General features: G+C 67.5%; 18 protein-coding genes. 8 read left to right on the top strand and 10 right to left on the bottom strand.

All coding sequences use genetic code 11. The features are described 5' to 3' along the window. Both U4Z64_RS14245 and U4Z64_RS14240 read left to right on the top strand, forming a co-directional pair. Nucleotides 1–1,038: a hydrolase gene (locus tag U4Z64_RS14245; protein WP_044844510.1), complete on the top strand. Its 1,038-nt coding sequence runs from the start codon at nucleotides 1–3 to the stop codon at nucleotides 1,036–1,038. After that, complete coding sequence (locus U4Z64_RS14240; RefSeq protein WP_321820291.1) at nucleotides 1,031–1,636, top strand: DUF2946 family protein; 606 nt, start codon at nucleotides 1,031–1,033, stop codon at nucleotides 1,634–1,636. The genes U4Z64_RS14245 and U4Z64_RS14240 overlap by 8 nt, the downstream gene beginning before the upstream one ends. A gap of 30 nt (nucleotides 1,637–1,666) precedes the next feature. Here the strand turns inward: U4Z64_RS14240 and U4Z64_RS14235 are convergent, their stop codons facing one another. Continuing rightward, on the bottom strand, nucleotides 1,667–3,361 hold the full coding sequence (locus U4Z64_RS14235; RefSeq protein WP_321820290.1) for a M48 family metalloprotease: 1,695 nt from the start codon (nucleotides 3,359–3,361) through the stop codon (nucleotides 1,667–1,669). Between the two features lie 274 nt (nucleotides 3,362–3,635). Between U4Z64_RS14235 and moaC the strand changes: the two genes are divergently transcribed. The 4 genes from moaC to U4Z64_RS14215 all read left to right on the top strand — a co-directional run bounded on the left by moaC (nucleotide 3,636) and on the right by U4Z64_RS14215 (nucleotide 9,264). Beyond that, complete coding sequence (gene moaC / locus U4Z64_RS14230) at nucleotides 3,636–4,124, top strand: cyclic pyranopterin monophosphate synthase MoaC (protein ID WP_321820289.1); 489 nt, start codon at nucleotides 3,636–3,638, stop codon at nucleotides 4,122–4,124. Between the two features lie 215 nt (nucleotides 4,125–4,339). Beyond that, the gene (locus U4Z64_RS14225) at nucleotides 4,340–7,027 is read left to right on the top strand and encodes a type VI secretion system Vgr family protein (protein WP_321820288.1); all 2,688 of its coding nucleotides are present in this window, start codon (nucleotides 4,340–4,342) and stop codon (nucleotides 7,025–7,027) included. After that, nucleotides 7,020–8,000, top strand: a complete 981-nt coding sequence (locus tag U4Z64_RS14220) for a hypothetical protein (protein ID WP_321820287.1) — start codon at nucleotides 7,020–7,022, stop codon at nucleotides 7,998–8,000. The genes U4Z64_RS14225 and U4Z64_RS14220 overlap by 8 nt, the downstream gene beginning before the upstream one ends. A 79-nt stretch (nucleotides 8,001–8,079) precedes the next feature. Next, complete coding sequence (locus U4Z64_RS14215; protein WP_321820341.1) at nucleotides 8,080–9,264, top strand: glycosyl hydrolase; 1,185 nt, start codon at nucleotides 8,080–8,082, stop codon at nucleotides 9,262–9,264. Nucleotides 9,265–9,386: 122 nt separating this feature from the next. Here the strand turns inward: U4Z64_RS14215 and U4Z64_RS14210 are convergent, their stop codons facing one another. The 9 genes from U4Z64_RS14210 to recA all read right to left on the bottom strand — a co-directional run bounded on the left by U4Z64_RS14210 (nucleotide 9,387) and on the right by recA (nucleotide 18,548). Beyond that, the gene (locus tag U4Z64_RS14210; protein WP_321820286.1) at nucleotides 9,387–10,091 is read right to left on the bottom strand and encodes a TonB family protein; all 705 of its coding nucleotides are present in this window, start codon (nucleotides 10,089–10,091) and stop codon (nucleotides 9,387–9,389) included. 62 nt (nucleotides 10,092–10,153) lie between these two features. Further along, the gene (locus U4Z64_RS14205; protein ID WP_321820285.1) at nucleotides 10,154–11,932 is read right to left on the bottom strand and encodes a PglL family O-oligosaccharyltransferase; all 1,779 of its coding nucleotides are present in this window, start codon (nucleotides 11,930–11,932) and stop codon (nucleotides 10,154–10,156) included. 171 nt (nucleotides 11,933–12,103) lie between these two features. Further along, on the bottom strand, nucleotides 12,104–12,700 hold the full coding sequence (locus U4Z64_RS14200; RefSeq protein ID WP_321820284.1) for a pilin: 597 nt from the start codon (nucleotides 12,698–12,700) through the stop codon (nucleotides 12,104–12,106). A 97-nt stretch (nucleotides 12,701–12,797) separates the two neighbouring features. Next, a complete protein-coding gene (locus U4Z64_RS14195) occupies nucleotides 12,798–13,502 on the bottom strand; it encodes a TerC family protein (RefSeq protein ID WP_044844520.1) in 705 nt (234 codons plus the stop codon). A 166-nt stretch (nucleotides 13,503–13,668) separates the two neighbouring features. Beyond that, entirely contained in the window at nucleotides 13,669–14,550 is an 882-nt protein-coding gene (gene sucD, locus U4Z64_RS14190) for a succinate--CoA ligase subunit alpha (protein WP_006477916.1), read from the bottom strand. 68 nt (nucleotides 14,551–14,618) lie between these two features. Continuing rightward, complete coding sequence (gene sucC / locus U4Z64_RS14185; protein WP_006755512.1) at nucleotides 14,619–15,785, bottom strand: ADP-forming succinate--CoA ligase subunit beta; 1,167 nt, start codon at nucleotides 15,783–15,785, stop codon at nucleotides 14,619–14,621. Between the two features lie 68 nt (nucleotides 15,786–15,853). After that, nucleotides 15,854–16,462 (bottom strand): DUF2889 domain-containing protein, encoded by a 609-nt coding sequence (locus U4Z64_RS14180; protein ID WP_044844521.1) that lies wholly within the window; start codon nucleotides 16,460–16,462, stop codon nucleotides 15,854–15,856. A gap of 146 nt (nucleotides 16,463–16,608) precedes the next feature. Further along, on the bottom strand, nucleotides 16,609–17,478 hold the full coding sequence (gene recX, locus U4Z64_RS14175) for a recombination regulator RecX (RefSeq protein WP_124486917.1): 870 nt from the start codon (nucleotides 17,476–17,478) through the stop codon (nucleotides 16,609–16,611). Continuing rightward, a complete protein-coding gene (gene recA, locus U4Z64_RS14170) occupies nucleotides 17,478–18,548 on the bottom strand; it encodes a recombinase RecA (RefSeq protein WP_044844523.1) in 1,071 nt (356 codons plus the stop codon). The genes recX and recA overlap by 1 nt, the downstream gene beginning before the upstream one ends. A 190-nt stretch (nucleotides 18,549–18,738) precedes the next feature. Here recA and U4Z64_RS14165 point away from each other — a divergent pair, with 190 nt between their 5' ends. Together U4Z64_RS14165 and U4Z64_RS14160 are read left to right on the top strand one after the other, a co-directional pair. Then, complete coding sequence (locus U4Z64_RS14165) at nucleotides 18,739–19,467, top strand: response regulator transcription factor (RefSeq protein WP_044844524.1); 729 nt, start codon at nucleotides 18,739–18,741, stop codon at nucleotides 19,465–19,467. Nucleotides 19,468–19,484: 17 nt separating this feature from the next. Continuing rightward, a complete protein-coding gene (locus U4Z64_RS14160; protein WP_124486915.1) occupies nucleotides 19,485–21,038 on the top strand; it encodes a sensor histidine kinase in 1,554 nt (517 codons plus the stop codon). Nucleotides 21,039–21,207: the final 169 nt, after the last annotated feature.

Raw genomic sequence — 21,207 nt, 5'->3', positions numbered from 1 at the left:
ATGAGTACGGCTTCTCCGCCCACCTCGCCGCTGACCGGGGCCCCGGCCCCCGACGACGATTCACTGCGCTATCGCGCACCGCGCTGGCTGCCGAACAGCCATGCCCAAACCATCGTGCCCGCGCTGTTCGCACGGCGTCCGGCGGTCGCGTACCGACGCGAGCGATGGGAAACCCCCGACCACGACTTCATCGATCTCGACTGGGTCGCGCATCTCGACAGTGCCGCGCCGCCGCCCGACGCGCCGCTGTTCGTGCTGTTCCACGGCCTCGAAGGCAGTTCCGGCTCGCACTACGCGCTGGCAATGATGGCCGCCGCGCGCGCGAAGGGCTGGCACGCGGTCGTCCCGCACTTTCGCAGCTGCAGCGGCGAGCTCAACCGGCAGCCGCGCTTCTACCATCTCGCCGACAGCGCCGAGGTCGACTGGATCCTGCGCCGGCTCGCCGCGCGGCATCGCGGGCCGATCGTCGCGGCCGGCGTGTCGCTCGGCGGCAACGTGCTGCTGCGCTGGCTCGGCGAGCACCGCAGCGACACGTCGATCGTGCACGCGGCCGCCGCGATCTCGACGCCGATCGACGTGCACGCGGGCGGCCGCGCGCTGTCGCAGGGCTTCGCGATGGTCTATACGCGCAGCTTCCTGAAGACGCTGAAACGCAAGGCGCTCGCGAAGCTCGACCAGTATCCGGGGCTGTTCGACCGCGACGCGATGCTGCGGGCCGTGACGATGCGCGACTTCGACGAAGTCGTGACCGCACCGCTGCACGGCTTCGCCGACGCCGACGACTACTGGACCCAGGCCACGACGCGCCCGCTGCTGCCCGCGATCGACGTGCCCACCCTGATCCTCAACGCCCGCAACGATCCGTTCCTGCCCGAATCCGCGCTGCCGAGCGCCGCCGACGTGTCGCCGGCCGTCGAGCTCGACCAGCCGGCGGACGGCGGCCATGCGGGATTCATGACCGGGCCGTTCCCCGGCCGCCTCGACTGGCTGTCGGCGCGGGTGTTCGGCTATTGCTCGAAATTCGTCGACCATGGATGACATCGTCAGGCAGGCCCTCGCCAAGTGGCCGAACGTGCCGCACTGCACCGGCTGGCTGCTGCTCGACCGGCGCGGTGAATGGCGGCTGCGCGACGACGCCGCGCAGGCCGCCGGCGAGCTCGGCTCGCCGGTCCGGCATGCGGCGCTGAACGCGTTCATCGGACGCAACTACGAATGCGATGCGCACGGCCAGTGGTTCTTCCAGAACGGGCCGCAACGCGTGTACGTCGAGCTCGCCTATACGCCGTGGGTCGTGCGCCTGGCCGAGCGCGACGGGCAGCTCACGCTGGCCGACCAGACCGGCGCGCCGTTCGAGCCGGACGCCGCATGGCTCGACGATGCGGGCGGCGTGCTGTTGCGCGCGCCCGGCACGCCGCCGCGCATCGCGGCGCTGCACGACCACGACCTCGGCCTGTTCGCCGATCACGCGGACTTCGACGCGACGCCGCCCGTGCTGCGCTGGCGCGACGGGCACACGCTGCCGCTCGGCAGTCTCGCCCGTGCCGACGTGCCGGCGACGTTCGGCTTCGTCGCGAGTCCCGCGCAGCGGGCGCACGATACGTCGGGCGCGCCGAACGGCGACAGCACCGGAAGCTGAAGCGCAACCGCCCTGCCCGCCTGACGGCCGTCATCCGCGGCCGTTCTTCTCGTCCTCGCGCTCTTCCTTGTAGCGCGCCTCGAATTCCAGCAGCCGCGCGCCGATGATCGACTGGTCGTAGAACGACACGTCCTTCGCGTCGCGCGCCTCCTTCAGCTGGCGAATCGCCGACGGCCACGCGCCGTCGAGCGCCAGCTTCTCCGCGAGCGCGCGGCGCCGCGCGAGCACGTCGCCACGGCCGTCGCTCGCCTTCGCGAGGTAATCCCACCAGTCCGGCTGCTCGGGGTCCGCCCGCGTCTGGGTGCGCGCGAGCGCCTGCGCGTCGGCGAAGCGGCGCGCGGCGATCAGCGCCTGCAGGTGCGCGACGATCGCCGCATGCGACGCCGGCCAGCGCCGCTGCGCGAGCGCCGCGAGCCGCACCGCGTCGTCGGTCCGTCCCGCGCGGCGGGCGATGTCGGCCGCAAGCACGTCAAGGCTCGGCGAACTCGTCGCCGGATCGTCCGCGCGCCGCTCGCGCGCGTCGAACGCGGCGCGCGCCGACGCGAGCGCCTTGTCGGCCGCATCGTACTGGCCGAGCAGCGTGTTCGCGAGCGCGATCCCGTACGCGTTCGCCGCGACGTTCGGTGCCGTCCGATCGTCGAGCTCGAGCTGCATCCGGCGCGCCTCGGCCGCGATGTCGTTCGGCGCGCGGTTCTGCAGAATGCGCAACCGCGCGCGCACGAAGCCATATTCGGCCGACTGGTGCGGCTGCCGATACGGCGCGCGGCGTGCGCGATCCTCCATGTCGGCGATCCGCTCGCCCGTCAGCGGGTGCGTGCGCGCATAGGCCGGCACGCCCGCGTCGCCCATCGACGTGCGCTCGAGCCGTTCGAAGAAGCCCGGCATCCCGTACGGGTCGTAGCCGGCACCGGCGAGCAGTTGGAATCCGACGCGGTCGGCTTCGCGCTCGGCCGACCGCGAGAAGCGCAGCTGGTTGTCGACCGCATAGGCCTGCCCGCCCATCGCGATCGCGCTGCCGAGATCGCCGCTGCGCGCGAGCACGCCTGCCAGCACGCCGAGCAGCATCGTCGCGAGCGCGGTGTAGCCGGTCTTCTCGTTCGCGCCGATCATCCGCGCGATGTGCCGCTGCAGCACGTGGCCCATCTCGTGGCCGACCACCGATGCGAGTTCGGATTCCGTCTGCGTCGTGACGACCAGCCCGCTGTTGATGCCGATGAAGCCGCCCGGCATCGAGAACGCATTGATCTGCGGATCGCGCACCGGGAACAGTTCGAAGTCCGGCATGTAGCCGCCGATGTAGCGCGCCGCCGCAGCCGCCGCGAGCCGCTTCGCGATCGCGTTCAGGTAATCGCGTGCGAGCCAGTCGTCGAGATAGTCCGGATCGCGCCGCACCTCGCGCATCACGCGCTCGCCGAGACGGCGTTCGGCCTGCGGCGTGAGCGAACCGCCGGAACCGTCGCCGAGGTCGGGCAGCTCCAGCGTGCGCAGCGGCGCGCGCAGGCTCGCGCCGGGCGCGGACGCGCCGTCGGCGCCGGCAAACCGGCTTTCCGCGCCGCCGTAGGTGCCGAACACGCCGGTCGCGATGCCCGACGGCACCGTGGAGATCGACGGCGAGGCGCCGGTCGCCGGCTCGAGCGGCAGCGTGGAGGTGCGCTGTGCATGGCCGCTCGGCGGCAGCACGAGCGCCGCCGACAGCAACACGGCAAGCAACTGTTTGACACGCATGGCAGGATGAAAGCGACGCCGCACCGCGCGCCGGGCGCGCATTGCGGCGTGTGGTCTGAATATTCGGGTCATTGTACCGGCGACCTCGCAACTGTCCCGTGCGGCAAGTGCGCCATCTGCGCGCCCGGTGCCGCGAAGGCCACTGCTATGATAGGCGCCCGTTGAAACGTTGGATCGGATCGGGGTGCGGATACGGGATTCGGCGCCCCGGCCGGTCACGAAGCAGGATCGAGTGACGTGCTCGCGCGCGCACGCCGTTCCACTGGAGCAAGACATGTCAGGACTGACCCATTTCGACGCTGCCGGCCACGCACACATGGTCGACGTCGGCGGCAAGCAGGAAACGCAACGCATCGCGATCGCGCGCGGCACGATCCGGATGCTGCCGGCGACCTTCGCGCTGATCCGCGACGGCAAGGCGAAGAAAGGCGACGTGCTCGCCGTTGCGCGGATCGCCGCGATCCAGGGCGCGAAGCGCACCGCCGACCTCATTCCGCTGTGTCACCCGCTCGCGCTGACGCGCGTGGCCGTCGACTTCGAACTCGACGATGCGCTGCCGGGCGTGCACTGCGTCGCGCAGGTCGAGACGTTCGGGCGGACCGGCGTCGAGATGGAAGCGCTGACGGCCGTGCAGGTCGGGTTGCTCACCGTGTACGACATGTGCAAGGCGGTGGATCGCGGGATGGTGATCACCGAGGTGAGCGTGCGGGAAAAGCGCGGCGGGAAGTCGGGGGACTGGAAGGCGGAGGATGTCGCGGGCTGAGCGGCCCGGGCCTGGTCGATCCGGCCTGAACCACCCACGCCCGATCATTGCCCGACCGGATGACGTGCGCGCCCTGCCCCGTGAGGCCGACGCGCCGACCGCATTTGAAATGTCGTTGAAAGGCAAATTCGAGATAGCTGGCGTTTATCTCATACAATTGACGGATTCCGCACGGGAGAGCGTGCGACCCAGCACAAAAAAAGCGAGCACGGGTGATGAATTCGCAAGCATTGAGAAACGCGCGGCTGGCCGGGCCGATCCAGGACGAACGACTCGTCCAGCTAGAGACGCCGCTCGGCCCTGACGTCCTGCTGCCCCATCGCGTCAAGGGACGCTCCCGGCTCGGGCGTCATTTCGAGTTCACCGTCGACGCCGTGTCGGTGTCCGACGACATCGAGCTCAAGAAGCTGATCGCGCAGCCCGTCACGCTGCGGATCCAGCAGGCCGACAAGTCGTACGCGCCACACCACGGGTACGTGCACGCTGCCCGCCGGCTCGGGTCGGACAGCGGCCTCACGCACTACCAGATCGTCTTCGCGTCGTTCCTGCACTTCCTGAAGTTCCGCCGCGACCAGCGCATCTGGCAGGACAAACCCGCCGACGAGATCATCGCCGACGTCCTGAACCAGCACCCGCAAGCCAGGGGCTGCTTCGAATTCAGGCTCTACCAGCCGCTGCCGTCCCGCTCGTTCTGCATGCAATACGAGGACGACTGGAACTTCGTGCACCGCCTGCTGGAATCGGAAGGCCTGTACGGTTTCTGGGAGCAGGCGCAAGACGGCAAGTCGCACACGCTCGTCGTCGTCGACCGGATCGACGCGCTGCCCGCGCTGTCGCCGCCGACCGTGCGCTTTCATCACGCCGGCGCACGCGACGAGGCCGACACGCTCGTCCAGTTCTCCGGCACGCGCACGCTGCGCAGCGTCGAGCGTACGACGCGCACGTTCGACTACAAGCAGCCGCCCACCGCGTCGAATCCGAAGGCGACTCATCTGCCGACGATCGCGAACCAGGGCGACCTGCCGCAGCAGCTCGAAGTCTACGAATACACCGGCGCCTACACGTACCCCGAACAGTCTCGCGGCGACCATCTGTCGAAGCTCTGGATGGAGCAGCAGGAGTCGCTTGCGAAGCGTTTTCACGGCATCGGCGGCGTCCGGCGCATGGATGCGGGACGCACGTTCGAGCTCGCCGATCACCCCGAACACGACAAGGACGACGCGGGCCAGCGCCGCTTCGCGGTGATCGAGACGGCCTGGCTGATCGCCAACAACCTGCCCGTCGCCGACCGACAGGCCGCGTTCCCGCACAGCCTGCAGGCCGACATCGGCGCGCTCGTGCGGGCCGACGTCGCGGACCTGTCGTACGTCCGGCATCCGGACGGCAGCGAGGGTATTTTCCAGGTCAACATCGAGGCGCAGCGCACGACGGTGCCGTTCCGCAGCCCGTTCGAGCACGCGAAACCACCGATGCACCTGCAATCCGCGATCGTCGTCGCACCGCAGGGCGAAGAAGTCCACACCGACGCGCTCAACCGGGTCAAGGTTCGATTCCATTGGGACCGCCTGAACGACGGCGACGAGAAGGCGTCGTGCTGGCTGCGTGCCACGGCGTCGGATTCCGGAAACGGCTATGGTGCCGTTCATCCGCATCGCAGCGGCGAGGAAGTGCTGGTCGACTTCCTCGGCGGCGACTGCGATCGTCCGATCATCGTCGGCAAGGTCTACAACGGTGCGACGAGCCCGCAATGGCACAGCAACGGCATCCTGTCCGGTTACCGGTCGAAGGAATATGCGGGTGCCGGCTACAACCAGCTGGTGCTCGACGACGCGACGTCGCAGAACCGCGTACACCTGTACAGCAGCCAGGCCAACACGCACCTGCACCTGGGCTACCTGATCGACCACACGGGCAACGATCGCGGCGGCTATCTCGGCAGCGGCTTCGACCTGCGCTCGGATGCATACGGCGCGGTGCGCGCGAGCCGCGGGCTGTACGTCACGACGCACCCGAAGCAGCCGGCAAGCCAGCCGCTCGACGTGAAGGAAACGCAACAGCAGCTCGTCCGCGCGGAAGGCCTGATGGAAACGATGTCGGAGGTCAGCGCGCAGCATCAGGGCGAGTCGCTCGACTCCGGCCACACGGCGCTGAAGCAGTTCAGCGATGCGACGCAGAACAGCGTGAGCGGCAGCACCGCGGGCGGCAGGACCGCCGGCGGCGGCACCGGCACGGCCAACGCGTTCAAGGAGCCCGTGATGCTGTTCGGCAGCCCGGCCGGCATCGCGCTGTCGACGCAGCAATCCGTGCAGTTCGCCGCGGACCGGCACGTCAACCTCATCAGCGGACAAAGCACGCACGTCGCGGCCGGCAAGTCGCTGATCGCGAGCGTCCTCGACCGGATCAGCCTGTTCGCGCAGAACGCAGGCATGAAGCTGTTCGCCGGCAAGGGCAAGGTGGAAATCCAGGCGCAGGCGGACAACATCGAACTGACCGCGCAGAAGGCGCTGAAACTGGTGGCGGCCACGCAGTCGATCGAAGGCGCGGCAGCGAAGGAAATCCTGCTGACTTCCGGCGGCGCCTACATCCGCATCGCGGACGGCAACATCGAGGTGCACGCGCCCGGCAAGATCGACATCAAGGGTGCGCAGCACCTGTTCAACGGCCCCACGCACCTGTCGCAAACCATGCCGACGCTGCCGAACTCGAGCGGCAACTACGACCAGGCGTTCATCGCGCACTGGGCCGGCACCGACATTCCGGTCGCGAATACGCGATACCAGATGTTCTCGAACGGCACGCTGATCTCGGAAGGCGTCACCAACGCGGCAGGCGAGACCGGGCTCACGCAGAGCCACGTGCCGCACGACGTCGTCGTCAAGTTCTTGGGGAAATCGAATGGCTGACGTGCAACAGAAGGACCACGTGCTGGGTACCGGCGCGGGGATGCTGACGCCGACGGGATACAAGGATCGGCCGAAGGTGGCGATCAATATCTGCGACAAGCATGTGACGCCGGCGGCGGATTCCATCGTTGGTACTTGCCCGTTCTACTACCTGCCGCTTCACGGCGAATACTGGGAAACGGTCGAGAAGGTCAGCGTGTCGAGCGCATGGGAGACCGTGAAGAAATTCGCAACGTCATGGGATCCGTGGAAAGACAAGAAAGTCGTCCATGAACTGCTGCATCGGCGAGAGGAACTGATCAAACCGAAAAGCACCGATTCGGACTGGTCCCGCCACGGCAATTTCATGATGCGTCATATCGGGTGCGGGCATAAGCCGCCCGATTACTATGTGAGTTACGGCTACTACTATTGCTCGGATTACGGCGCCAATCTGTATCCCGCCCTCACGATAAAAGGAAAGAAATGGCTGGATAACGCGCGCTGGTGGCTTCAGAAATACATCGAGATCGGGCTGTATCAGAACATGCAGGGAAACCAGATCGCATTCAATAGCGCGAAACCGGGAAACGGCAAGCTCTCGATGCAGGTGAAGCGATACGAACTGGAACTGGACAAGGGCGGAGATACGTTCAAGACCTTCGCCTTTGTCACTCACCCATTGGCGTATCTGGACGGAGGGCTGGCCGGCCTGCCGATCTCGGATCTCATCAAGATCGGCAGGCGGCCGAACATCGAGGAATGGGCCGACGGGCGCACGCGCAAACAGGCAATCGACGCGGGCATTCCCGTCGCCAAGGCAAAAGCGCGCGAATGGAGCAAGGACGCGGTCGACAAAGCCCGCGAGTGGGGCTCGGACGCCACCGACAAGGCGCGCGAGTGGGGCTCGGACGCCGCCGACAAGGCACGCGAGTGGGGTTCGGATGCGGCCGACGAAGTTAACCGCGCGCTCGAACGTTTGCTGAAAAAGTGACATGCGAAAACACAAGCGCTGGAAATGGATCGCCGGTGGCCTCGTTGCCCTGGCCATTGCAACATACGGGTACGTGAATATGACGACGGGCTGGGAGACGATTTCGACAAGCTTCATGCGGGACGACGCGCCGTATGGCGGCGGCAACTTCCGCATCAAGGGCAACGACGTGATGAGCGTCAAGCTCGCCAATCCCGAAGTGACGTTCAAGCCGCAGGCCGAATCGAACGAGCCGCAGCGGCCCGAGCCGACCGAAGCATGGATGAACGACACCGGCGAGTTGCTGAACCGCATGACGATCAGCTTCTTCCGCGGCACGATCGACGGCGGGATGAAGCGCCATTTCCAGCAGGTCGGCCAGGAGGCCGCCTGGTGGTACTCGCCGGACTGGACCGTTCAGTTCATCAGCACGTCATGGATGAACTACAAGGCTCCCGAGGCGCACGGCGGCGACGCGCCGCAAACTACCAGGCTGTGGAAATCGAGCAATGGCGGCCAGACATGGTCGCAACTTCAATGGCCCGAAAACCGGAACATCGGCCGCCTGCTCTTTCTCGATCCGCAGCGTGGCTACGCGGCCGGCTGGGGCCCCCGCATATGGCGGACCGCGGACGGCGGAAACACGTGGCAGGCGATCGACGTGCCGGCCGATGCCCACACCGGCAGCGACACGCGCCAGGATTTCAATGCAATCAGCCTCGGCCCGGACGGGGTTCTGCGGATCGCCTACTACGTCGCACAGACTGCCGAAGCGCCGGGTCACAGCGTGGTCGATCGGCTCGACTGGGGGCAGCACGCATTCGTGACGGATACCGTGCTGCCAGGCCAGGTCGTCACTGCGCTCGACACCACGCCGCCCACGCCGGGATCAGGATCACGTTATTCGCTGTACACGCTGTCGCATCTCGACAAGCCGCAAAACGGCGAGGGTCCCGACAACGGTCGCCGGACGGGCGCCATTTCCACGTGGACGAACGACCATCCCGAGGCCGTGCAGCAACTGCGCACGTTCGACGAGAAGCTCACGCTCGACAGCATGAGCATCGGTCGCAACGGCCTCCTGCTCGTCTATGCGACCGATCCGAACTCCGGAAATGGCGGCACCGGCGGCGGCGCACCGGTCGACCTGACGTTCAGCAGCACCGACGCCGGCAAGTCGTGGAATAAAACGACCGACAAGACCGCACAGGGCGGCTACTTCGACGCGCAGACCAACACGCTGTACTGGCTGCATGCCTATACGCTGAAGAAACGGGCCTTCTGAAGCGCGCACCGGAAGCCTCGGTGGCCGGCCCTCGCTGCGGCTGCGCGATCGCGAGCCGCAGCGAACTGTCTCGCGTACGACGGCCCTGGCCGCACACGCATCAGCGGCCACGGTGCCTCGCGTCACTCGCCGCGACGCGGCTCGAACACGAACGGTTGCGTGAGCAGGAACGGATTCGCGGTGGCGCCGGTCTGCGCGCAGCTCGCATGCGTCATCGCGTCGACGGCCGCGCGGTCTGCCGCGGCATTGCGGCTGCTCGTGGTCACGGTGACGTTCTGGGCTTCGCCCGAGGTCGTCATCAGCGCGCGCACGAGCACGGTGACGGGACGCGTGAGCGGCTTCGCGCCATCCGGGTAGACGGCGCGCGGAATGCGGCAGGTCAGCTTGCTTTCCTGCGACGACGACAGCATCGCGCAGCCGGAAAGCAGCACGGCGACGGCAGGCAGGATCAGGATGGTCGAGCGAAGAGCCATGGTCGAATATCGTTCTTGAGTACTGTTGCGGACGAATGCCGCGCCGGCTGACATCGTCCGGCCGCAGCGCGTGCATCGCCCCGCGCCGCGGCCATCGGACCGGCGCCCCGTTGCGGCCGCACGACCGATGGTTGCCCGGTCGCGATCCTGCTGCGCGGGTTCCCGGAGATCCGGGGGCAGCGTTCGTGCCGGCAGCCCGCTCCGGGCGGCCATGCATGCGAACGCTTTCGCGCATTGTGCACGCGCCGCCTCGCGCGTGGCGGCGATTTGACAATGGTTGACGCGAATCGCGCCATATCCGGCGGGCATCCATTCTTCGCGGGAAGCAATCGCCGCACCGTCCCGGGCCGCCATCGCTCCCCTGCTCCACCGCAATCCGACCGACGCCGGGATTCCCCGCCCGGCGCCGCGCGGCGTCACTCCGAATCGTCGTCCGAGTCGTCGTCGTCCGCGTCGGCCGGGACTTCTCCGTACTTCGCGACCACCGCCGCCTTGAACGCCTTCAGCGCCGGCTGCTGGTCGCACAGCTTGTACAGCAACGCAAGCTGCTGCGGCCAATCCTTCAACTCCTTCGCGAACACATGCAGGCGCGCAACCGTATCGAGCGCGTCGGCGTCGCGGCCGGCCAGCGCCTGCAGCGCCGCATAGCGGCGCAGCACCGTCTCGCCGGGCAGCAGCGCGATCGCGCGCTCGTGCGCGACGAGCTTGAGCGGCAGGTTGTCCGGCGAAATCGTCAGCAGCGTGGCCGCGCCGTAATCGCCCCACGCGCCGAACAGCCGCGACGGCGCGTCGCGGTACTGCGCGGCCGGTTCGCTGCCGTAGTACAGCACTTCCGCGCGCTGGTAGTCGCGCAGCACGGGCACTGCCGCCAGCACGCCGCCGACCGACAGCACCGCGAACAGCCCGAACGCCGCGCGGCCCGGCAGGATACGCAGCGGCTTCACGTCGAGCAGGCCGATCACGAACATCGCCGGCAGCAGGAAGAACATGTATTGCTGCGGATATTCGACGAGCGCATGCATCAGCAGGATGCCGATCAGCGCGAGGCCGAACACGCGCGTGCTCGACTGCGGCGCGCGCACCGCGCGCACGAACCACGTCACGAGCGCGACGACGAGCACGCCGAGGCCGACGAGGCCGGACTTCGCGAGCAGGTCGATGAAGATGTCGTGCGAGTTGTTCGCGATCTCGACACCGCCGAGCGTACGCACGAGCGCGAACTGATGCGACGGGAATTCGCCCCAGCCGACGCCGAGCAACGGATGCTCGCGGAACATCGCAAGCCCGTACTTCCACAGCGCGAGGCGCGGCGCGATCTGCCCCGCGTCGCGCATCCGGTCGGCCGCCGACTCGGCGAGCCCCAGGTGGAAGTGCACGTTGGCCCAGCGCACCGCGACGTTCACCGCGACGAAGATCACCGCGAGCGCGACCGGCATCAGCCATGCGCGGCGGTTGCCCGGCGCGCGGCGCGACTCGAGCCATGCCATCCAGAAACCCGCGACGACCAGCACCGCGACCTGCAGCCACGGGCCGCGCGACACCGTCAGCGCGAGCCCGACCGACAGCGCGATCGACAGCGCGAGCCACGCCCATGCCGCGAGCCGGCGCGTCTGCGCCAGATACAGCGCGCCCGCGAGCGCGAACGCGATGTAGGTCGCCAGGTGGTTCGCCTGCGCCATGTTGCCGTACGGACGGCGATCGACCGCGATGTTGTACACGACGACGAACGGCGACACCGCGGACTCGAGATGGAACAGCTGAACGATCTGGCTCGCGACCGCGAACACCCCGCCGACGAGCAGCGCGCCGGACATCATTCGCGCGACGGCTTCGGCGAGCCCCTCGCGCGCGAGCGTGTAGCCGGCCTGCATCGCGACCAGCGCGGCGGCCAGATAGCCGACCGCCAGCCAGTTCATCGACGGCACCTTCAGCGGCATCAGCGCAACCTGCGCGATCAGCACCGCCGCGAACCCGAGCGGCGCGACGAACGCGGCCGGCGCGGCGAACGGCTCGGCCGGGCGGCCCGTGCGCGCGAGCAGGACGACGGAGAGCCCCACCAGCAGATACAGCACCAGCGCGGCAAATTCGGAATAGAAGGTTGGAATCGGATACGTGTGATTCGTGATCGAGTACGGCACGATCAGGGCGACAGCCAGCGCAACGAGCGGCAACGAACGGGAAAAAGTAGAAGGCATGAGCGAACCGGATGTCAGCAACCGGCGCACTATACAAAACTTTCCCCGCTCTGTGCGGGCCCGTCGCACCGTCACCCGACGCGGCGCGACCGGTGCGACCGGCGGAACCCGCCGGCACGGCGGGCGCCGCGCCGTGCACGCGGCCCCGCACTCGCCGGCATGCCCCCGCCCCTACGCGCGGCATTCCGCCGGCGCATATTTCGAGGGCAACGTCGCGGCCTCCGCCGGTAGCGGGCCCGCGCCCGGCGCCGGGAGCGACGACGCAGCCTTGCCGGCGGCAAAGCACTCCCATGCGATCGCACCGGCCTGCATCGTGCCCTTTTTCAGCGGTACGCGCGCGGTCGGCGTATCGGCCTTGTCCGGCGCGGACGGCACGAGGACGAGCGTATTCGCGCCGGCCGCGGCGACGCGGGCGGTAAACGCCACCGTGATCTGGCCCGTGTCGCCGTCGATGACGACGGATTCGACGTTGCGGGTGGCGGCCGGCGGGCTGTAGCCGCCGTCGAGGCCCGCGCCGCTCGCGGCATTGTCGGCGACCGCGAGCCGCGCGGACGACGCGAGCGCGAGCCCCTCGCCGACGCGCGAGCGCGCGAGGTAATCCTGGTATGCGGGAATCGCATAGGCCGCGATCACGCCGACGATCGCGAGCACGATCATCAGCTCGATCAGCGTGAAGCCGGCCGGCCGCCAGCGCGGCGCCGGCCGGCGCGCGCGCCGCAGATCGGCGGCGATGCGACGGAACAGGGAAACGGAAAAGGCTTCGAACATGACTGGCTCCGGAAACGAAAAACGCCTGCCGAATCAGGCAGGCGTTTCGATCGTAGCCAGCGGGCCGCGGCCCCGGCAGTCGGCCGGACGGCCAACGTCAATGCGCGCGCGGGACGCCGCGGCGGCGCCGGAGCGCGTAACCCGCGGTGACGACGAACAGCGCGCCGGCGATGCTCGCGCCGTAGATCGCGGCCTGCGTATCGAGTACCGGCCAGCGGTCGCCGACCGGGTCGTGCACCATCAGCCCGCCGGCGATCCAGCCCAGCAGCCCGGCGCCCAGCGCGACGACGACCGGAAAGCGGTCGAGCAGCTTCAGCACGAGCGTGCTGCCCCACACGATGATCGGCACGCTGACGACGAGCCCGAAGATCACCAGCGCCAGCCGGTGCGACGGATCGGCCTGCTCGGCCGCGCCGGCAATCGCGATCACGTTGTCGAGGCTCATCACGGCGTCGGCGATCACGATCGTCTTCACCGCGTCCCACAGCCGGTCGGCCGGCTTCACGTTGTCGTGCGCATCGGCGTCCGGCGCCATCAGCTTGACGCCGATCCACAGCAGCAGCAGGCCGCCGCCGAACTTCAGGAACGGCACGTCGAGCAGCACGACCGCGAACGCGATCAGCGCGACCCGCAGCAGGATCGCGCCGGCCGTGCCCCACACGACGCCGCGCAGCCGCTGGTTGGCGGGCAGGTTGCGGCATGCGAGCGCGATCACGACCGCGTTGTCGCCGCCGAGGAGAATGTCGATGATGACGATCTGAAACACCGCGCCCCAGTGGAGCGACGTCAGGAATTCAAGCATGAGCAGTATCGGGTGATCGGGTGCGGGGCAACGGCTGTCGAACAGGCGGCCCGGGTCAATGCCGGGACATGCATCGCGCAGCCCCGGGGCTTACAAATTCATTGCGCGAGCATAACAAAAAACGCCGGCGAAGCCGGCGTTTTTTGCAGGACGAACCACGCGGAAATTACAGCGCCTTCTTCAGCAGGCGGCCCATTTCCGACGGGTTGCGCGTGACGGTGATGCCGCACGCTTCCATGATTTCCAGCTTCGCTTCGGCCGTATCCGCACCGCCCGAGATCAGCGCGCCGGCGTGGCCCATGCGCTTGCCCGGAGGCGCCGTGACGCCAGCGATGAAGCCGACGACCGGCTTCTTCATGTTGTCCTTGATCCACTCTGCCGCGTTGGCTTCGTCCGGACCGCCGATTTCGCCGATCATCACGACCGCATCCGTATCCGGATCGTCGTTGAACATCTTCATCACGTCGATGTGCTTCAGACCGTTGATCGGGTCGCCGCCGATACCGACTGCCGACGACTGGCCGAGGCCCAGTGCCGTCAGCTGCGCAACCGCTTCATACGTCAGCGTGCCCGAACGCGACACGACGCCGATGCGGCCCTTGCGGTGGATGTGACCCGGCATGATGCCGATCTTCAGTTCGTCCGGCGTGATCGTGCCCGGGCAGTTCGGCCCGAGCAGCAGCGTCTTGCGGCCTTCGCGACGCATGCGGTCCTTCACTTCGATCATGTCGCGAACCGGAATGCCTTCCGTGATGCAGATCGCGAGATCGAGGTCGGCTTCGACCGCTTCCCAGATCGCAGCAGCAGCACCTGCCGGCGGAACGTAGATGACCGACACGGTCGCGCCGGTTTCGGCCTTCGCTTCCTTGACGCTCGCGTAGATCGGAATGCCTTCGAAATCTTCGCCGGCCTTCTTCGGGTTCACGCCCGCGACGAATGCTTCGCGGCCGTTTGCGTATTCACGGCAGGCGCGCGTGTGGAACTGACCGGTTTTGCCGGTAATGCCCTGCGTGATGACCTTCGTGTCCTTGTTGATCAGAATCGACATGTATTTTGACCTCTGTTCGATTGGCGTCGCGTGCAAACCGCGCCGCCATACCTATTCATTGAGCGCGCTTACTTGCCTGCGGCAGCCGCGACAACCTTCTGCGCAGCCTCTTCCATGCTGTCAGCCGAGATGATCGGCAGGCCCGAATCGGCCAGCATCTTCTTGCCGAGGTCTTCGTTCGTGCCCTTCATGCGCACGACGAGCGGCACGTTCAGGTTCACGGCCTTCGAACCGGCGATCACGCCTTCCGCGATCACGTCGCAGCGCATGATGCCGCCGAAGATGTTCACGAGGATCGCCTTCAGGTCCGGGTTCTTCAGCATCAGCTTGAATGCTTCCGTGACCTTCTCGGTCGTCGCGCCACCGCCGACGTCCAGGAAGTTCGCCGGTTCGCCGCCGAACAGCTTGATCGTGTCCATCGTCGCCATCGCGAGGCCTGCGCCGTTCACGAGACAGCCGATGTTGCCGTCGAGCGAGATGTACGCGAGGTCGAACTTCGACGCTTCGATTTCAGCCGGATCTTCTTCGTCCAGGTCGCGGTACGCGACGATTTCCGGGTGACGGAACAGCGCGTTCGAGTCGAAGTTGAACTTCGCGTCGAGTGCGATGACCTTGCCGTCGCCGGAGACGTTCAGCGGGTTGATTTCAGCCAGCGATGCGTCGGTTTCCCAGAATGCCTTGTACAGGCCTTGCAGGATCGCGCGTGCTTGCGGAATCGAAGCAGCCGGCACGCCGATCTTCGCGGCGAGGTCGTCGGCTTGCGCGTCGAGCAGGCCCGTCGACGGCTCGACGATGACCTTGTGGATCAGTTCCGGGTGCTTTTCGGCAACTTCCTCGATGTCCATGCCGCCTTCGCTCGAACCCATCAGCACGATCTTCTGCGAGATGCGGTCGACGACGAGGCTGACATACAGTTCCTGCTTGATGTCGGCGCCTTCTTCGATCATCAGGCGGTTGACCTTCTGACCTTCCGGACCGGTCTGGTGCGTGACGAGCTGCATGCCGAGGATCTGGTTCGCGTATTCGCGGACCTGCTCGATCGACTTCGCCACCTTCACGCCGCCGCCCTTGCCACGGCCACCCGCGTGAATCTGAGCCTTCACGACCCAAACCGGGCCACCGAGCTCTTCCGCCACCTTGACGGCCTCGTCCACCGAGAACGCCGGCTTGCCGCGCGGTACCGCGACTCCGAATTTCCGCAGGATTTCCTTACCCTGGTACTCGTGAATCTTCATGCGTGATTCCCTTCAGTCTGAGAGTTGGATGAAATGTCGCTTAAGACGCTTCTTCGAATGATTTCCGTTCATTCCTTCGTGCTGCCCTCACCGGGCAGATCCGGCCGAAGCGGGCCGTACCACCGCGGGTAGTACTGCCGCACGACCTCGCCGTCGAACCGCAATGCCCGGCAGCGGCCGAGCTGGAAAGGCGGCTCGACGTGCTCGCCGTCATGGTCCGGCCCTTCGCCGCCCTCTTCGCGCACGTTCCACACGTCACCGGCGAACGCCTGGATCGCTGCCGTCGGCAGCACGGCGCACAGTTCGGTCAGATGGGAACAGCCCGCGACGCCGGCGAGCAGCCGGTTCGCGTTGCGGCGGAAATTGCGGAAGAGGTTGAGCCCGATGAGGGCCCGATAGGCGGGAGGGGCGGATTGACAGTGACCGGGATAGGGAACCCACTCCGAAGACGCTTCGGCGTCGACGACATTGAGGTCACGATCGATGGTCACGCGCAGCCAGAGTTCGTGGATCGGCAGGCCCTGGGGCCGGATGCCCGACGCAAGCGCGACATCGCGCGGCTTGTGGTCGGTCAGGCAGGCTTCGATGTCCCACAAGCCGTCGTCGCGCTCGTAGGCTTCCGCTCGGATTGCGCGTCGATGTCGCAACTGACGGGGCACGGGCTCGGATAGCGGCATGCTGGAGGTTGAGGCCGAAGAGGAAAACCCGTGGATTTTAGCATATTGGGTATTTGAGGCATCCGGCCGCGACGGCGGGTATTCCCGCCTGTCCGGAAACGGTTGCATTGCAGCAAAATCGCGCGCAGCGCGCGCGACCGAAGCGGTCAGTCGTCGATCGGGAAATCGTCGCCAACCTTCAGCAACTTCACGATGGTCGCGCTCGAAAAGCCGCGCGCGGCAAGGAAGCGCGCCTGCTTCGCGCGCTCGGCGGGCGTTTGCGGCAGTGCACCGAATTTCTTGCGCCAGACGGCCTGCGCGCGCGTCCACTCGGTCTCGCGCAACTGCGCATTCACTTCCTCGACGAGGTTGTCGCCGACCGCATGGCGCTTCAGTTCGCTGACGATGCGCGCGACGCCGACGCGCGATGCGCGGCGATGCACGAGGCTCTCGGCAAAGCGTGCATCGGACAGCCAGCCTTCCTGTTCCAGCGCATCGAGCACCGGCTCGACCGATTCGTCCTCGCCGACGTACGGCGCGAGCTTGCGCGCGAGTTCGGCGCGGCTGTATTCGCGCCGTGACAGATAGCCGAGTGCGCGGCCCTTCAGCGAACGCGGCGGTTTCGACGACTTGCGCCCGGTGGCGCCGGCCTCGTCGCCGGAAGCAGCGCTGCCTGAACCGCCGGCCGCACGGCGTGTGCGACGCGGATGCTGGCTGCTGCGCGTATACACATCTTCCTTGACCGACGCCGCCGCATCGGCTGCGCGCTCGCCCGGGAAGCCGACACCGGACACGCGACGGCGCGACCGGTCGTGCGCGTCGAACGATTCGTCGTCGTCGAACGGATCGACCGGTGCGGTGATCTCAAACGAAACGAGGGCATCGTCGGATGCCCTCGTCGCGGTGCGGTGCGCGGACTGACTGCCCGCGCCCCGCCGGTCGGCACCCGAGGATGCGGCTCGCCGGCCGGAGCGGCCCGCCGTGTCGGGCGCGTCGCTCGGGTCCGGTTCGCCAGCGTGACCTCGGCGCCCGACCATCACTCTTCTTCGTCCATCGCCTCGGCTTCGTCGACTACGCCATCGGGCATCGCGGCAACGCCGAGCGACTCGCGAATGCGGTTTTCGATCTCGCGGGCGATTTCCGGGTTCTCGCGCAGGAATTCACGCGCGTTGTCCTTGCCCTGGCCGATCTTCTCGCCGTTGTAGCTGTACCAGGCGCCGGCCTTGTCGACGATCTTCGCCTGCACGCCGAGATCGATGATCTCGCCCTGGCGCGAAATGCCTTCGCCGTACAGGATGTCGAAGATCGCTTCGCGGAACGGCGGCGACACCTTGTTCTTGACGACCTTCACGCGGGTTTCGTTGCCGATCACCTCGTCGTTCTTCTTGATCGAGCCGATCCGGCGGATATCCAGACGCACCGACGAGTAGAACTTCAGCGCGTTGCCGCCCGTCGTGGTTTCCGGGTTGCCGAACATCACGCCGATCTTCATCCGGATCTGGTTGATGAAGATCACGAGGCAGTTCGTGCGCTTGATCGTGCCGGTCAGCTTGCGCAGCGCCTGCGACATCAGACGAGCCTGCAGGCCCGGCAGCGAATCGCCCATCTCGCCTTCGATTTCGGCCTTCGGCACGAGCGCCGCGACCGAGTCGATGACGATCATGTCGATCGAGCCCGAGCGCACCAGCGCGTCGGTGATTTCGAGCGCCTGCTCGCCGGTGTCCGGCTGCGAGATCAGCAGCTCCGGCACGTTCACGCCGAGCTTCGCTGCATATTGGACGTCGAGCGCGTGCTCGGCGTCGATGAACGCTGCGGTGCCGCCCAGCTTCTGCAGCTCGGCGATGACCTGCAGCGTGAGCGTGGTTTTACCCGACGATTCCGGACCGTAAATCTCGACCACCCGGCCGCGCGGCAGACCGCCGACGCCGAGCGCGATATCGAGACCCAGCGAGCCCGTGGAGACGACCTGGATGTCTTCGGCCGCTTCGCCGTCGCCCATCCGCATGATCGACCCTTTGCCGAACTGCTTCTCGATCTGCGCGAGTGCGGCCGCCAGCGCCTTGCTCTTCTCGGCGGTCATCCCGGAGCCCTTCTTGCTATCTTCCATGAATCGTCCTTTGCTATGATGAGCAGCGTCTGTCAGAGGCGCGCCCGCTTTCAAGCGCTGCCCACGAATGCAGACACTGTATAAAAAAACAGTGTTTTATGCAAGCCCGCAATGCAGGCTGCGTTGTACACGGATAACTTCGGAGACAGCCGCGCCGGCGCGCACGCCCCGCCGGCCATCGGTCAGCAACATGCGAATTCTCATCGCCGAAGACGACAGCATACTCGCGGACGGCCTCACCCGGTCACTCCGCCAATCGGGCTATGCGGTCGACCACGTGAAGAACGGCATCGAGGCCGATACCGCGCTGTCGATGCAGTCCTTCGACCTGCTGATCCTCGATCTCGGGCTGCCCAAGATGTCCGGGCTCGACGTGCTGAAGCGCCTGCGCGCGCGCAATTCCAACCTCCCCGTGCTGATCCTGACCGCCGCCGACAGCGTCGACGAGCGCGTGAAGGGGCTCGACCTCGGCGCGGACGACTACATGGCCAAGCCGTTCGCGCTCAACGAGCTCGAGGCGCGCGTGCGCGCGCTGACCCGGCGCGGCGCGGGCGGCGGCCCGACCGTCGTGCGCCACGGCTCGCTCGCGTTCGACCAGGTCGGCCGCATCGCGTATGCGAACGAACGCGTGCTCGATCTGTCCGCGCGCGAGCTCGGGCTGCTCGAAGTGCTGCTGCAGCGCATCGGCCGGCTCGTGTCGAAGGAGCAGCTCGTCGACCATCTGTGCGAATGGGGCGAGGAAGTCAGCAACAACGCGATCGAAGTGTACGTGCACCGGCTGCGCAAGAAGATCGAGCCGAGCGGCGTGCGGATTTCCACCGTGCGCGGCCTCGGCTACTGCCTCGAGAAAGTCGCGCCCGCGGCGCCGGCCGACGCGGCCGCGCCCCAGCCCGCGGCGGCCGGCACGCCGCTGCGCTGAACCCGGCCGTCGCCGCGATGGCCACGCCGGCCCATTCCCGCCATCCGACCGGCGAGCCATCGTCCGCCGCCGACGCCGTGCGCGACGCGCGCTACGAGAACCCGTTCGCGCCGCCCGACGAAACCGATACGCCCGAGGCCGCGCGACCGCGCTCGCTGTTCGGCGAAATCCTCGACTGGATGCTCGCGCCGCTCCTGCTGCTGTGGCCGATGAGCATCGCCGTCACCTATCTCGTCGCGAAAACGATCGCGAACGGCCCGTTCGACCGCGCGCTCGAGACCAACGCGTACGTGCTCGCGCGGCAGATCCATCCGGTCAACGGCGTCGCCGAGCTGACGCTGCCGCAGCAGACGCGCGACTTCCTGCGCGCGGACAACGTCGACAGCGTTTACTTCCAGGTGCTCGGCACGCGCGGCGAGCTGGTCGCGGGCGAGGCCGACATGCCGCTGCCGCGCGACGAGGACCGCCCGCCGCCGGGCGTCGTCGTGTTCCGCGACGACCTGCTGCGCGGCAACGACGTGCGCGTCGCGTATACGACCGTCGCGCTGCCGGAGTCGAGCAGCACGCAGCCCGTGCTCGTGCAGGTCGGCGAGACGCTCGACAAGCGCAACGCGCTCGCGAACGACATCATCAAGGGCGTGATCCTGCCGCAGTTCGTGATCCTGCCGCTCGCGATCCTGCTCGTCTGGTTCGGGCTGTCGCGCGGGCTCGCGCCGCTCAACGCGCTGCAGGCGCACATCCGCGCGCGGCGGCCCGACGACCTGTCGCCCGTCGAGGCGCAGCGCGCGCCGCCCGAGATCGAGCCGCTCGTCACGTCGTTCAACGACCTGCTCGCGCGCCTCGAACAGAACATGGCGCTGCAGAAGCGCTTCATCGCCGACGCCGCGCACCAGATGAAGACGCCGCTCGCGGGGCTGCGCACGCAGGCCGAGTTCGCGTTGCGCCATCCCGTGCCGCCCGACGTCCAGCGTTCGCTCGAGCAGATCGCGACGAGCTCCGAGCAGGCAGCCCGGCTCGTCACGCAGCTGCTCGCGCTCGCGCGCGCCGAGAACCGCGCGAGCGGGCTGACCTTCGAGCCGGTCGAGATCGGGGCGCTCGCGCGCCGCACGGTGCGCGACTGGGTGCAGGCCGCGCTCGCGAAGCGCATGGACCTCGGCTACGAAGGCCCGGAGGACGATACGCCGCTCGACGTCGACGGCAATCCCGTGATGCTGCGCGAGATGCTCGGCAACCTGGTCGACAACGCGATCCGCTACACGCCCGAAGGCGGCCGCATCACGGTGCGCGTGCGGGCCGAGCCAGCGGCGCGGCGCGTGCATCTCGAAGTGGAGGATACGGGCCCCGGCATCCCGGCCGGCGAACGCGAGCGCGTGGTCGAGCGCTTCTACCGGATCCTCGGCCGCGAAGGCGACGGCAGCGGCCTCGGGCTCGCGATCGTGCGCGAGATCGCCGCGCAGCACGGCGGCACGCTGACGCTCGACGATCACGTCTATCAGAGCGCACCGCGCCTCGCAGGCACGCTCGTGCGCGTCAGCCTGCCGTTGTCGGATACCGCCGCGGATCGATCCTGATACGGGCGGATCCGAACCGCATACCGCCGCATACGCGACGCGATCCCATCGAAACCGGCGTTTTACCGGCCTGCCGCGACACGATCGGGGCACGAAACGGCCGATTCGGCGCGGGTTAACGTGCAGTCGTTTTGCGCCCGCGAGTCAGTGCGCCGTAAGTTTCCGTGCC

Origin of the sequence: Burkholderia sp. BCC1996 (genome assembly GCF_905339955.1) — a bacterium.
Lineage (GTDB): Bacteria > Pseudomonadota > Gammaproteobacteria > Burkholderiales > Burkholderiaceae > Burkholderia.
The sequence above is the reverse complement of the archived record's forward strand: the minus strand, read 5'-3'. Positions and strand labels throughout refer to the sequence as shown.